Genomic DNA, 13914 nt, shown 5'->3' on the forward strand with positions numbered 1-13914 from the left:
TCACATAAAATGCAGTTATGCAACTTGATATTCGTGCCCAAACGCTTTTAAAAGCCCTTGTCGAACGCTACATCGCTGATGGTCAGCCTGTGGGGTCGCGGGCGTTGTCCAAAATATCCGGTTTAGAGTTGTCACCTGCAACCATCCGTAATGTGATGGCTGACCTTGAAGAGCTGGGGTTTGTGGCGAGTCCGCACACGTCAGCAGGCCGGGTGCCTACGCCACGTGGTTATCGGGTATTTGTGGATGAATTGCTCACAGTGCAAGAAATTGATGAAAGTGCATTGAGTTCGCGCTTACAGCCTGGATTTTTGACCCAGCCGCCACAGCGAATTATTGCGAACGCGGCACAGATTTTGTCGTCGCTGTCGCAATTTGCGGGTGTGGTGATGACACCCCGAACAGAGTCGATTTTTCAGCAAGTGGAGTTTTTGCGTTTATCAGAAAAACGGATATTACTGGTTGTCGTCGCCCCTTCGGGAGATGTTCACAACCGCTTGTTGCTGACTGATGTGGATTACACACCGGGGCAATTAGTGCAGGCAGCGAATTACCTGAATCAAAATTTTAGTGGTCTCAGTTTTGATCAAGCACGCCTCCGAATTAACAGTGAATTACGTCAGTTACAGTCAGACATGACGTCATTGATGCAGGCGGCTGTCGAGGCTGGCAGTGATGCGTTGGCTGACCAAGGCGAGGATGTTGTGATCTCTGGTGAGCGCAATCTGCTCAATGTCGAAGACTTATCGTCGAATATGAATTCGTTACGAAAATTATTCGATATGTTCGAACAAAAAACGGGCCTGATGCAGCTCCTTGATGTCTCGAGCAAAGCAACGGGCGTACAGATTTTTATTGGTGGCGAGTCTCAACTAGTCCCCATGGATGAGATGAGCATTATTACTGCGCCCTATGGAGTCAATGGGAAAATCGTTGGTACCTTGGGTGTGATCGGTCCCACTCGGATGGCTTATGAGCGAGTCATTCCTATTGTCGACATTACCGCTAAATTACTCTCTAATGCACTTAGTCAATAGAAAGGTTGATTATGTCAAACCAGAATGTCTCAATCTTGTTAGTTGACGACAACGATATTACGCGTGAAGTATTGCGGGTAGTGTTACGGAGCGAAAATTACAATGTTGTTGGTGAGGCAACTGATGGCGGTACAGGATTGGATCTTGCCTTAAAACTCAGACCAGACATCATTATGCTCGACGTCGTGATGCCGAAAGTGAGTGGCTTGGAAGTGCTCCCGAAGATAAAAGATATGCTGCCTGAAAGTCGCGTGTTGTTGGTGACGGCGAGTAAAGATACCGAAACGATTTCTGAGGCGGTGCAAGCAGGTATCCACGGCTTTATTCTTAAGCCGTTTAATGCACAAAAAATTCTAGATACCGTCGCGGGTGTTGTCGCTAAGATGAAGCCAAAAGCAGGCTGAAGGGTTCTCGCGCGACCCTCCGCAGATGCCGAGGGTCGAGCTATCAATTAATTATCTCTGTGCGCACAATTTTCTTTTGTGCAACTCCCATAAATGGCTAATGAGTGATCAGCAATCTTAAATCCACGCTCTAACGCGATGGTTTGTTGTCTTTTTTCAATTTCAGCATCGAAAAATTCTTCCACCCGACCGCAATCGAGGCAGACCAGATGATCGTGGTGTGAGCCTTCATTGAGTTCGAAAATGGCTTTTCCGGTTTCAAAATGGTTGCGATGAAGCAATCCCGCCTGTTCGAACTGCGTGAGCACCCGGTAGACAGTTGCCAAACCAACATCCATGTTTTCATTCAGTAAAATCTTGTAGACATCTTCGGCGGTGAGGTGTCGAACCTTGCTATTTTGGAAAATTTCAAGGATTTTGAGACGCGGCAAGGTCGCTTTGAGACCGCTTGCTTTAAGATTTGTCGTGCTGTTTGTCATGTTTTCGGTCAAAAGATGGCTATCTGCTTTATGATATCGGGTTTTAGGGCATATTGCTCAATTACTGAGGGTACCTATGCGATTGTTGTTTTCGACATTGAGTCAAGCTAACGTTTTACGGATAGCAAGTCTGGCATTGTTGGTCAGCGTCACTGCTTGCGCTTCTTCACCGTCTCTTCTTGCGGATAAGAATGCATCGGGCACAGACACTGTGCCAAACACCGCGTCCGGCACACAAGTGTACACACCGACTGGCGCTAAGAAGTTCCTTGGATACATATCACCGTACCGTATCAGTGTACAACAAGGTAACTTTGTTTCCGAAGAAATGATGTCGCAGATTAAGCAGGGAATGACGCGCGAACAGGTACGTTTCGTACTCGGTACGCCACTGCTGACCGATATGTTTCATGAAGATCGTTGGGACTTTCCCTTCCGTTTGACGAAACCAAAGGGTGAGCAGGTCTCTAGTCTGGTAACGATTTATTTCAAAAATAATACGGTATCAAAGTTTGAGGGTGGTAATTTACCAACCGAGAAAGAGTATCTGGCACGTATTACCGAATCAGCGCTGGGTCTGGAAAAAGTGGAATCCCTCAACGATCTCGACGGTACGCCAAAGAAAAAAGATAAAAAATAAAAGATAAAGAGAATTCAGCATGACAGTATTGAAAGTAGCGGTTGCTGGCGCGTCCGGCCGAATGGGCCAAATGCTGGTGGAAGCAATCACAGCAGCAGAAGGCCTTGAACTGACTGGCGCGTTAGACATCGCCACGTCCCCAGCAATCGGTGTTGATGCGGGCGCATTTTTGGGTAAGGCGACTGGCGTTAAGATTGAGTCAGATTTGGCGGTGGCATTAGCGAACGCTGATTACTTGATTGACTTCACACGCCCCGAGGGCACGCTGAAGCATCTTGCCTATTGCGCTGAACACGGCATCAAGATGATTATCGGGACAACAGGTTTCGATGATGCTGGGAAATCGGCGATTGCCAAAGCGGCAGAAACAACTGCGATCGTTTTTTCTCCGAACATGAGCGTTGGCGTGAATGTGACGTTGAAATTGTTGGAGATGGCCGCAAAAAGCTTTGCAACGGGCTACGATATTGAAATTGTTGAAGCACACCATCGCCACAAAGTGGACGCACCTTCTGGGACTGCACTTAAAATGGGTGAAGTGATTGCCGATGCGTTAGGACGTGACCTGAATGAAGTGGGTGTGTTTGCGCGAGAAGGTGTGACGGGCGAGCGTGATCCATCTTCGATTGGTTTCGCAACGATCCGCGGCGGTGACATCGTTGGTGATCACACGGTGTTATTTGCGGGGATCGGCGAGCGCGTTGAAATCTCTCACAAATCCTCTAGTCGTGTGACTTACGCGCATGGCAGTGTCCGCGCCGCACGCTTTTTGGCGGACAAGTCGACAGGTCTGTTCGACATGTTTGACGTCTTGAACCTGCGTTAATTTTGCATGCCTGCTGCGATCAGCCATTATTGGGCGCAGTCTGACCAGTTTGGACACGCAATAGCCTACTTGCTTTTGTTGATGTCCTTGGTGAGTTGGACGCTTCTTTTTACCAAGGCATGGTCGTTCTGGTGCATCCGCCGTGCTGCGCCTGCGATCCAGACGTTCTGGAGCGCACCGACAATGCATGATGCGTTGGTGTTGTTGCAACGCGCTGACCATGAACGCCTCTTTGCAAGCATGGCAACAGCGGCAGTGAACGCTGCCGAACAGCCGCAACAGGGTATGACGTTGTCTTCTGCTAGCAATGTGAGCAATGGGAGCAATGTCATTGATGCGAGATATCAGTGACCTGCTCACCCGAATTCTCCGACAAGAGTTACAGACGGCGACGGCGCGTCTCGAAAACGGCTTGACGATCCTTGCGTCCGTTGGTGCCACCGCGCCCTTTGTTGGATTATTGGGCACGGTTTGGGGTATTTATCATGCGTTATCCAGCATTTCCGCCTCAGGCTTAGTGCAAATTGATCAATTGGCGAGTCCTGTTGGCGAAGCATTGATCATGACAGCCTTTGGGCTGATGGTCGCGATTCCAGCGGTGTTGGCGTTCAATGCATTCAATAGAATCAATCGAATAACGCTCGCGGAACTCGATGGATTTGCCCATGATTTGCACGCCCATCTCACGAAGCATCACCGTTGGCAAGTGCGCTGACATGTGGCGAACCAATATTCACTCTCAGGTGTGACGATGGCGTTTGGTCAATTTGATTCGCAAGGAAGTGCCTCATCCAAGCCATTGCAAACAATGGCAGAGATCAATGTCACGCCGATGGTCGACGTGATGTTAGTGTTGTTGGTCATTTTTATCATCACCGCGCCGTTGATGGCGCCGATGTTAAAGCTAGAGTTACCGAAGGCCGCTGCAAAAGCATCGCCCTCTGCCGTTGATGTTTTGCATGTCGCCATCGATGCGGATGGCATTGTTCATCTCAATGATCAGGTGATTGAGTATCCGGTATTAGAGGCAAAACTGGATGCAGCAGGCCGTCAGCCTATCCCGCCCGATTTACAGCTACGGGCCGACAAGTCGACACGTTACGAAACCATCGCTCAATTGATGGCGATGGTACAAGCAAAAGGGGTTAATAAGATCTCTTTTGTTACTGATATACCAAGGTAAAGTCCGCGCTGAACCCGTTTCTCCATCAAAACCAACTGATAACAGATGCATAAGTGACGCTGAAATATCACTTAAGCAGTTATAATCTACGGTTCTGAGTCATTTTCGCACCTATCTCCGGTCACGCCATGCAAGAAAAATATACTCCCTCTGACGTCGAACAAGCGGCGCAATCCCATTGGAAAAAAATTGATGCCTATACGGCAACGGAAAACGATCCACGTTTCCCGAAAGGCAAGTATTACGCCTGTTCTATGCTGCCTTATCCATCGGGTAAGTTGCACATGGGTCATGTCCGTAACTACACCATCAATGACATGTTGGCGCGCCAACTGCGCATGAAGGGCTACAACGTCCTGATGCCAATGGGGTGGGATGCATTCGGTTTGCCGGCAGAAAATGCAGCGATCGCATACAAAAAATCGCCAGCAGAATGGACTTATGCCAACATCGAAGACATGAAGTCGCAGATGCAGCCGCTGGGTCTTGCGTTTGATTGGTCACGCGAAGTCGCTACTTGTGACCCTAATTACTACCGCTGGAATCAATGGCTGTTTTTGAAGATGCTGGAAAAAGGCATCGCCTACAAAAAGACCCAAGTCGTTAACTGGGACCCGATTGATCAGACCGTGTTGGCAAATGAACAGGTGATCGATGGTCGTGGCTGGCGCTCTGGTGCCTTGGTGGAAAAACGCGAAATTCCGGGCTACTACTTTGGTATTACCCAATATGCCGATGAATTATTGAACAGCATCGACACGCTTGATGGTTGGCCAGAGCAAGTGCGTACCATGCAGCGTAACTGGATCGGCAAAAGTGAGGGCGTACGTTTTGCTTTCCCCCATCAGATCGCTGATGAAACAGGCGCTTTGGTACAAGACGGTAAGTTATTTGTCTTCACCACCCGCCCAGACACGATCATGGGTGTGACATTCTGTGCTGTCGCTGCAGAACATCATTTGGCGACGTTAGCAGCAAAAAATAATCCTGCACTGGCGGCATTTATCGAGGAATGCAAAGCAGGTGGCACAACCGAAGCTGAAATGGCGACCAAAGAAAAAGAAGGTCTGCCGACAGGGTTGTTTGTGACACATCCTCTCACTGGTGAGCAAGTGGAGATCTGGGTTGGTAACTATGTGTTAATGACCTACGGCGACGGCGCTGTCATGGGCGTCCCTGCGCACGACGAACGTGATTTCGCTTTTGCAAAAAAATACGGCATCAACATTAAGCAAGTCGTTGCTGTCGAAGGTGAGCCATTCTCTACCGATGCTTGGGCCGACTCCTACGGCGATAAACAGCGCGGTGTGATGGTAAATTCCGGTAAATACGACGGCTTACACTTTAAAGAAGCCGTTGACGCTGTGGCGGCTGACCTGGCAGCCAAAGAATTGGGCGAGAAGAAAACAACATGGCGCTTACGTGACTGGGGTATTTCCCGTCAACGTTACTGGGGTACACCGATTCCTATTATTCATTGCGAATGCTGCGGTGATGTGCCAGTGCCTTATGAAGACTTGCCAGTGGTATTGCCGACGGAATGTATTCCAGACGGTTCAGGCAATCCACTCAAAACGCATGCTGATTTCTTGAACGTTGATTGTCCGAAATGCGGTAAGCCAGCGCAACGCGAGACCGACACTATGGATACGTTCGTTGATTCTAGTTGGTACTTCATGCGCTATACCTGCCCAGATGCAACGAGCATGGTGGATGAGCGCAATGACTACTGGATGGCGATGGATCAATACATCGGTGGTGTAGAACACGCCGTATTGCATCTGTTGTACGCCCGCTTCTGGACCAAAGCAATGCGTGACTTGGGCTTGGTGAAGATTGACGAGCCATTCAAAAACCTGTTCACGCAAGGGATGTTGCTCAACGAGTCTTATTTCCGCGAAGAAGAAAACGGTAAAAAAACTTGGTTCTATCCTAACGAAGTGGAAGTACAGCACGATGACAAAGGTCGTCCTGTATCCGCAAGTTTGAAGAGCGACGGTCAGCCTGTTCAAATGGGCGGCATTGAAAAAATGTCGAAGTCCAAAAACAACGTCGTTGAACCAAAAGATATCATCACGCAGTTCGGTGCCGATACCGCACGTTTGTTCACCATGTTTGCCGGTCCTCCAGACCAAAGCGCAGCGTGGAGCAATAGTGGTGTGGAAGGCGCATCGCGTTACTTACGCCGTTTGTGGGCAAACGCTTTGCGTCTGTCAGACAAAATTGCAGCGGGTGCGGGTACGCGTCCAGAGGCAGCCTCTTTTGCAGCAGACGTGAAAGCCTTGCGCCGTGAAGTGCATTTGACCCTCAAACAGATCGATGGCGATTACGAGCGTCTTCAGTACAACACCGTCGTATCTGGTGCGATGAAGTTGCTCAATACCATCGAGTCATTCAAGTCAGAAGCGGACGGTCATGCTGTGGCATTGCGTGAGGCATTCAGTGTATTGCTGCGCGGTCTGTATCCGGTGTGCCCACATATCACGCATGCTTTGTGGCAAGAACTTGGCTTTGCTGCCGAGTTAGGCGAGCTGATCGATGCGCCATGGCCAACAGTTGATGAAGCCGCGTTAGTGCAGGACGAAATCGAACTGATGATTCAGGTGAACGGCAAACTGCGCGGCAGTATTAAAGTCGCGAAAGACGCCGACAAGGCAACGATCGAAGCGACTGCATTAGCCAATGAAGCGGTTCAGCGTTTCTTGGAAGGTGCACCGAAGAAAATCATCGTTGTACCAGGGAAGTTAGTCAACATCGTTGCTTAATGTTGGTCAGTGAATTCGTTGTTCATGTTGATGGGCAACACTAAATCAGGAGTACGCCGCATGCGTCAAATTTTTTCTCGTCAGCACACATGGTTACTGATGCTGGCTGTCGCGATGATGTTGTCTGCCTGCGGTTTTAAAATGCGGGGACCAGTAAGTCTCCCATTTCATTCGATTTATGTTGCCTTACCCGAAGCCTCACCGCTTGGCGCCGAGTTGCGCCGGCAAATCCATGCAAACGGCCAGACGCAAGTGATGGAAAGTGCCGATGGTGCTGAAGTGATTATGGATGTGCTACAAGAATCGAGAGAGAAGCAGATTTTGTCGCTGAACAGTCAAGGCCGCGTTCGTGAATATACCTTGCTGTACAACTTCACTTTCCGTTTGCGTAATGCACAAGGCAAGGAATATCTGGAGCCCGTCAAAATGCAATTAAAACGCACGCTGACCTTTAATGAGGCGGTTGTTTTGGCGAAAGAATCCGAAGAGGCTACGCTTTACCACGATATGCAAATTGATTTGGTACAGCAAATTATGCGTCGCTTGGCCGTCGTGAAGGTGGGCGATTAAGATGCAATTGCGCTTCGATGCCCTCGATGGCCATCTGGCGAAAACACTGGCACCACTCTATGTGATCACCAGTGATGAGCATCTGCTTGCCCTCGAGGCCGCGGATAAAATCCGGCGCGCAGCCAAAGCGCAGGGATTTTTTGAACGTGAGATTTTAACGGTCGAACGCAGCTTTAAATGGGGAGCATTGCTCGCTGCCAATCAATCACAGTCGCTGTTTGGTGATAAAAAGCTGATTGATTTACGAATTCCCACTGGTAAGCCAGGAAAAGACGGTGGTCAGGCATTGCAGGATTATGTCAGCCATTTGTCGCCCGATAACCTTACGCTCATCACGTTGCCGAAATTAGACTGGGCGACGCAAAAAGCAGCTTGGGTCGCTAGTTTGCAACAAGCAGCGGTCTATATCGATATTCCATTGGTAGAGCGGAATCAGTTGCCGAACTGGATCAACCAGCGATTGGCAATGCAACAGCAAAGTGCTGATCGCCAAAGTCTCGATTTTATTGCCGATCGTGTTGAAGGCAATCTGCTCGCGGCACATCAGGAAATACAGAAACTGGCACTGCTGCATCCAATCGGTAAATTGAGTTTTGAACAGATCCACGATGCAGTGCTGAATGTGGCACGCTACGACGTATTCAAACTCAACGAGGCTATGCTCAGCGGCGATGTGGCGCGTTTAGCTCGGATGCTCAATGGCTTAAAAGGTGAGGGCGAAGCTTTGCCGCTGGTATTGTGGGCAATGGCGGAGGAAATTCGTACCTTGTTGAAACTGAAATCAGGCATGAGCCAGGGGCGTCCCTTATCAGCGCTGCTGAAAGAATATCGCATCTGGGGCCCGCGAGAAAAGCTCATGGATCCTGCATTGCGACGGGTAAGTTTGCAGACCTTGCAGACCGCACTGCAAGAAGCATCGCAAGTCGATAAAATGGTTAAGGGCTTACGCGCCAAAGCATTTTCAGGCGACGCCTGGGATGCCTTATTGCAACTCGGGCTCCGTGTTGCCCGTGCATCCTAGTCACTGACACGGTATGTGCCTCGGTCTGAGGTGTGTCCAAAAGACACCGTCAGAACCGCATAATATTTGTCATGCTTTCCTTAACAATAGGGGAGTATCTGAAGATATAGATAATCTGTCCTTAGCCACTAAGGATGTTTACAAATACTCAGGGGAGCATTTCCTCTATTGAAATGACATCATGGATATAAAGCATTACATGACCGACCTCGGCTCACGCGCCCGCGCCGCTTCTCGCGCGATGGCCAGAGCCGATACCGCCGCTAAAAATACGGCATTGCGCTTGATTGCCGCCGCGATTCGTCGCGATGCTGCTGCGTTACGCGCCGCGAATGAACTCGATTTGACTGCTGCCCGTGCAGCCGGCATGGAAGCCGCAATGCTGGACCGATTGACGTTATCCGATAAAGCCATCACGACGATGGCAGAAGGATTGGAACAAATCATCAGTCTGGCTGACCCGATTGGCGAAATTTCAAACATGAAATATCGGCCGACGGGTATTCAAGTAGGCCAGATGCGTGTACCGCTAGGTGTGATTGGCATCATTTATGAAGCACGTCCGAATGTGACGGTTGATGCGGCAGGGTTATGTATTAAGAGCGGTAACGCAACGATTTTGCGGGGTGGCTCTGAAGCGATTCATTGCAATCAGGCACTTGCCCGTATTGTGAAAGAAGGTCTTGCCGGCGCAGGTTTGCCGCCAGATGCGGTGCAGATCGTCGAGACGACCGATCGCGCTGCGGTTGGTGAGTTGATCACGATGCCTCAATATGTGGATGTGATCGTTCCGCGCGGTGGCAAAGGCTTGATCGAGCGGTTGATGCGCGAAGCCACTGTGCCAATGATTAAACACCTCGACGGTATTTGCCATGTGTATATTGATGACAAAGCCGACTTGAAAAAAGCGGTTGACGTGGCGTTTAACGCCAAATGTCATCGTTACGGTACTTGCAATACAATGGAAACCTTATTGGTCGCCAAGGAGATTGCTGCCGAAGTATTGCCAGCGTTGCGCCCTTTGTATGAGGGAAAGCAAGTCGAGCTGCGTTGTGATCCGGCCGCATCCACGATTCTGGCAGGTTATCCTTATCTTGCTGAGGCAACCGAAGCGGATTGGTCGACCGAATATTTGGCCCCGATATTGGCGGTAAAAATTGTGGCGAATATGGACGAAGCGATCACGCATATCAATGATTACTCGTCGAAACATACCGAGGCGATCATTACCGAAGACTACAGCCGTGCAATGCGTTTCCTGCGTGAGGTAGACTCTGCCTCGGTGATGGTCAATGCATCGACACGGTTCGCAGATGGATTTGAATATGGTTTGGGTGCTGAAATTGGTATCTCCAACGATAAATTGCATGCGCGGGGGCCAGTAGGTCTCGAAGGTTTAACGTCGTTGAAGTATGTCGTCTTTGGTCATGGTGAAGTTCGTCAATAACTCTGAAAGATAATGATGCTCTGGATAAAAGCGTTTCACATTTTGTTTGTCATTTCCTGGTTCGCTGGTTTGTTTTACCTGCCCCGCATTTTGGTTAATTTGGCAATGGAAAATGATGCAGCGACGACAGAGCGTCTCTTGTTGATGGCAAGAAAGTTATATCGGTTTATGACAATCCTCGCTGTGCCAGCATTGGCGCTTGGTTTGTACTTATGGTTGGTTATCGGTATCGGCAAAGGGCCAGGCAATGGCTGGATGCATGCGAAGTTGACGTGTGTTATTTTGCTGATTGGCTACCACCACGCTTGCGGCAGTTTGCTGAAAAAATTTGAGCAAGGTGCCAACAAACGCAGCCACGTCTGGTTCCGTTGGTTTAATGAAGTACCCGTTGTGTTGTTGTTACTCGTGCTGATTATGGTTGTTGTTAAACCATTTTAAGGAAGTTGTTCAACACGGCGGATCTTGCAGCGGCGATCGCCATCAAGATCGCGGTGCAGTGTTGAAGATGTTGGGTTGTAGGAAGTAAGTAGTAAGTAGTAAGTAGTAAGTAGTGTTGAGTTTTGTCGCAATCAACATGTTGTTATTGTTATTGCGATGGTTTTTGATTTTTAACGGATAAAAGGTTCCCCATGACGAGATATTCCTATTTTTGTCCATGCCCACGCGGCATGGAAATCGCGCTTGCTGAAGAGTTGACTGAAATTGCTGCAATGGGTAAAACCATGTCAGTGCACAATCAAGTACCTGGCGGCGTACATTGCTCCGGTAGCTTGCAGGACAGCTGGCGTATTAACTTGCATTCACGGATCGCATCGCGTGTGCTGATGCGTATGGCGCAATCGAGCTATGTGAATGAAAACGATATTTACGATCTGGTTTTAGAACAGCCTTGGGAAGACTGGTTTGGCTATCATCACACGATTCGCGTTGATGTGACAGCGGTGAAGTCGCCACTGAAAAGTCTGGAGTTCACCACGCTCAAGATTAAAGATGCAATCTGTGATCGTTTCCGCGATCAATTCACGCAACGCCCTTCGGTCAACACCAAAACGCCAGATATGCGCATCGTTGGCTTTATGGACGCCCGTAATTTCACGATCTACCTAGATACATCGGGCGAGGCCTTGTTTAAACGTGGTTGGCGTATGGAAACGGGTGATGCACCATTGCGTGAAAATCTGGCGGCGGGATTGTTGCGTACAGCGGGCTGGAAACCAGGCGTTCCCTTGTTTGACCCTATGTGTGGTTCCGGCACGATTTTGATCGAAGCCGCACAAATCGTGGCAGGTATCCCCCCAGGACTGAAGCGCGAATTCGCCTTTGAGAAGTTTCATCAGTTTGATGAGGCCGCATGGGACGCCATCAAATCAAGCGTCAAACCCAATCCATTGCCTGCTGAGCCAACTATCTTTGGTAGCGATATTTCTGGTGATATGGTTGTGATGACACGAAACAACCTGAATAAAGCAGGTATTCGCTTTGAAGTACCTCTCAAGCAAATCGAGGCGCAGGAAATCAAAGCGCCTACCACACAGCCAGGCGTATTGCTGACAAACCCACCGTATGGTGAACGTATTGGTGTGCGTGGTGATAGTTCGTTAGAGACGGATGAGCTGGCAAAAGAGTTTTTCAGTGCGTTCAGCGCGACGCTCAAGCAGCGATTTGCCGGATGGAGCGTGTTTTTATTCACCGCCGACCTGACGGTACCTAAAATGTTACGCTTAAAAGAATCGCGTAAAACGCCATTCTTTAACGGCGCATTAGAATGCCGTTTGTTCCGCTTTGATATGGTGGCAGGGTTCAATCGCCGCGAAGAAGCGAAACCAAAAGAACCGAACGCATCTCACTAATTATCAATGATGTCGTTATCTTTGTTTTAATTTCCAACGGTCAGTTCTCTGCAGAGCTGGCCGTTTTGCTTTACCCTTACCTGTGTGCTGATGCTGTTTCAGACATGTTCCCATCCACAAGAGGGGCACACGACGTGACAGCACCGAATTGGCTATTGTGATCATTACATCGGAGAAAGCTTGTCATGTCTGTAACGCAAATCAACCACCAACTCGTTTTAAAAGATGCGTCATTGCTGCGAGATGCAGCGTTTATCAATGGGACGTGGCACACCACGCCGTCTCGATTTCCAGTGACTAACCCTTCGAATAATCAGCTTCTCGCGCAGGTGAGCAATGTGTCGGAAGCCGATGCCGAAGCCGCAATTGCTGCCGCACAGGCGGCCTTTCCTGCTTGGGCCGCGAAAACAGCCAAGGAACGCGCCACGGTGATGCGCACGTGGTTCAATTTAATGATCGCACACGCTGATGATTTGGCTGCCATTATGACGGCTGAACAAGGTAAGCCATTGGCTGAGGCCAAAGGCGAAGTGATTTATGGAGCCAGTTTTCTGGAATGGTTTGCCGAGGAGGCAAAGCGCGTTTCCGGTGATGTCATGGCATCGACATGGACCGATAAGCGTATCGTGGTGTTGAAGCAGCCAATTGGTGTCTGTGCAGCGATCACACCTTGGAATTTCCCGATTGCCATGATTACGCGTAAAGTGGCGCCAGCATTGGCTGCGGGATGCACGATTGTGATTAAACCTGCCGAACAGACCCCGCTGTCGGCATTGGCTGTGGTCGAACTAGCCCATCGTGCAGGTATTCCAGCAGGTGTCATTAATGTGTTGACTGCCGATGCTGATCGCTCGATCGCTGTGGGCAAAGTGTTGTGCGATAGCCCAGTTGTACGTCATTTGTCCTTTACTGGTTCGACACCAGTAGGCCGTATTTTGATGCGTCAATCGGCACCGACGATTAAAAAACTCGCGCTCGAACTTGGTGGACACGCTCCATTCATCGTCTTTGACGATGCGGACGTCGATGCTGCTGTTGAAGGGGCATTGCAATCGAAATTTAGAAATGCAGGTCAGACCTGTGTTTGTACCAATCGCTTCTATGTCCATAGCTCGATCTATGACCAGTTCGTTGAAAAATTAGCGATCGGTGCAAAAAAAATTCAGGTCGGAGACGGATTCACTGCGGGTGTTCAGCAGGGACCAATGATTGATGCGCAAGCCATTTCCAAAGTCAGTGAGCATGTGGCGGACGCGCAAGCAAAAGGTGCTCGTTTAGTGACTGGCGGTCGTGTACACGTTGCTGGCGACTTATTTTATGAACCAACCGTGCTGTGTGATGTCACACCGACCATGCAAGTCATGCAGGAAGAAACCTTCGGACCAGTGGCTGCTGTGATGAAATTTGAAACAGAAGACGAAGTCATTGCCGCGGCGAACGATACTGATTTTGGCTTGGCGTCCTATTTTTACTCGCGTGATATCGGTCGCGTATGGCGTGTCGCTGAAAAGCTGGAATACGGCATGGTCGGCATTAATACAGGTCTGATGTCAAACGAGGTTGCGCCATTTGGTGGTGTGAAACAATCTGGTCTGGGACGCGAGGGGTCAAAGTACGGCATGGATGAATACCTCGAGATGAAGTATCTCTGTCTTGGTGGCATGTAATCTAAATATGTGGATGGACGTCGTT

General features: G+C 49.4%; 13 protein-coding genes and 1 pseudogene. 13 read left to right on the forward strand and 1 reads right to left on the reverse strand.

Going from position 1 to position 13914, the window contains the following annotated elements; all coding sequences use genetic code 11:
• The first annotated feature begins 17 nt into the window (after nucleotides 1–17).
• Nucleotides 18–1037, forward strand: coding sequence for a heat-inducible transcriptional repressor HrcA (gene hrcA / locus ACO0K2_RS00645; protein ID WP_423014689.1), 1020 nt, complete (start codon nucleotides 18–20; stop codon nucleotides 1035–1037).
• Nucleotides 1038–1048: 11 nt separating this feature from the next.
• Nucleotides 1049–1441, forward strand: coding sequence for a response regulator transcription factor (locus ACO0K2_RS00650; protein ID WP_423014691.1), 393 nt, complete (start codon nucleotides 1049–1051; stop codon nucleotides 1439–1441).
• 47 nt (nucleotides 1442–1488) lie between these two features.
• On the opposite strand, the gene fur is transcribed toward ACO0K2_RS00650, so the two are convergent.
• Nucleotides 1489–1920 (reverse strand): ferric iron uptake transcriptional regulator, encoded by a 432-nt coding sequence (gene fur / locus ACO0K2_RS00655; RefSeq protein ID WP_423014693.1) that lies wholly within the window; start codon nucleotides 1918–1920, stop codon nucleotides 1489–1491.
• 76 nt (nucleotides 1921–1996) lie between these two features.
• Here fur and ACO0K2_RS00660 point away from each other — a divergent pair, with 76 nt between their 5' ends.
• From ACO0K2_RS00660 to ACO0K2_RS00710, 11 genes and pseudogenes are all read left to right on the forward strand, one after another.
• Nucleotides 1997–2560: an outer membrane protein assembly factor BamE gene (locus ACO0K2_RS00660; RefSeq protein WP_423014695.1), complete on the forward strand. Its 564-nt coding sequence runs from the start codon at nucleotides 1997–1999 to the stop codon at nucleotides 2558–2560.
• Between the two features lie 19 nt (nucleotides 2561–2579).
• A complete protein-coding gene (gene dapB / locus ACO0K2_RS00665; RefSeq protein WP_423014697.1) occupies nucleotides 2580–3386 on the forward strand; it encodes a 4-hydroxy-tetrahydrodipicolinate reductase in 807 nt (268 codons plus the stop codon).
• Nucleotides 3387–3392: 6 nt separating this feature from the next.
• A pseudogene (locus ACO0K2_RS00670) lies at nucleotides 3393–4101 on the forward strand (MotA/TolQ/ExbB proton channel family protein).
• A 36-nt stretch (nucleotides 4102–4137) separates the two neighbouring features.
• Nucleotides 4138–4569, forward strand: coding sequence for an ExbD/TolR family protein (locus ACO0K2_RS00675; protein WP_423014699.1), 432 nt, complete (start codon nucleotides 4138–4140; stop codon nucleotides 4567–4569).
• Nucleotides 4570–4697: 128 nt separating this feature from the next.
• Nucleotides 4698–7334 carry a leucine--tRNA ligase gene (leuS, locus tag ACO0K2_RS00680; protein ID WP_423014701.1) on the forward strand — a complete coding sequence of 879 codons (2637 nt, stop codon included), beginning with the start codon at nucleotides 4698–4700 and terminating at the stop codon, nucleotides 7332–7334.
• Between the two features lie 60 nt (nucleotides 7335–7394).
• Nucleotides 7395–7904, forward strand: coding sequence for an LPS assembly lipoprotein LptE (gene lptE / locus ACO0K2_RS00685; RefSeq protein WP_423014703.1), 510 nt, complete (start codon nucleotides 7395–7397; stop codon nucleotides 7902–7904).
• A gap of 1 nt (nucleotide 7905) precedes the next feature.
• A complete protein-coding gene (holA, locus tag ACO0K2_RS00690) occupies nucleotides 7906–8925 on the forward strand; it encodes a DNA polymerase III subunit delta (RefSeq protein ID WP_423014705.1) in 1020 nt (339 codons plus the stop codon).
• A 181-nt stretch (nucleotides 8926–9106) separates the two neighbouring features.
• Entirely contained in the window at nucleotides 9107–10372 is a 1266-nt protein-coding gene (locus tag ACO0K2_RS00695; protein WP_423014707.1) for a glutamate-5-semialdehyde dehydrogenase, read from the forward strand.
• Between the two features lie 15 nt (nucleotides 10373–10387).
• On the forward strand, nucleotides 10388–10810 hold the full coding sequence (locus tag ACO0K2_RS00700) for a CopD family protein (protein WP_423016117.1): 423 nt from the start codon (nucleotides 10388–10390) through the stop codon (nucleotides 10808–10810).
• Nucleotides 10811–11001: 191 nt separating this feature from the next.
• The gene (locus ACO0K2_RS00705) at nucleotides 11002–12222 is read left to right on the forward strand and encodes a THUMP domain-containing class I SAM-dependent RNA methyltransferase (protein WP_423014709.1); all 1221 of its coding nucleotides are present in this window, start codon (nucleotides 11002–11004) and stop codon (nucleotides 12220–12222) included.
• Between the two features lie 185 nt (nucleotides 12223–12407).
• Nucleotides 12408–13889: an NAD-dependent succinate-semialdehyde dehydrogenase gene (locus tag ACO0K2_RS00710; RefSeq protein WP_423014711.1), complete on the forward strand. Its 1482-nt coding sequence runs from the start codon at nucleotides 12408–12410 to the stop codon at nucleotides 13887–13889.
• The last annotated feature ends 25 nt before the right edge of the window (nucleotides 13890–13914 follow it).

This window comes from Undibacterium sp. MH2W, assembly GCF_049340215.1.
Lineage (GTDB): Bacteria > Pseudomonadota > Gammaproteobacteria > Burkholderiales > Burkholderiaceae_D > Undibacterium.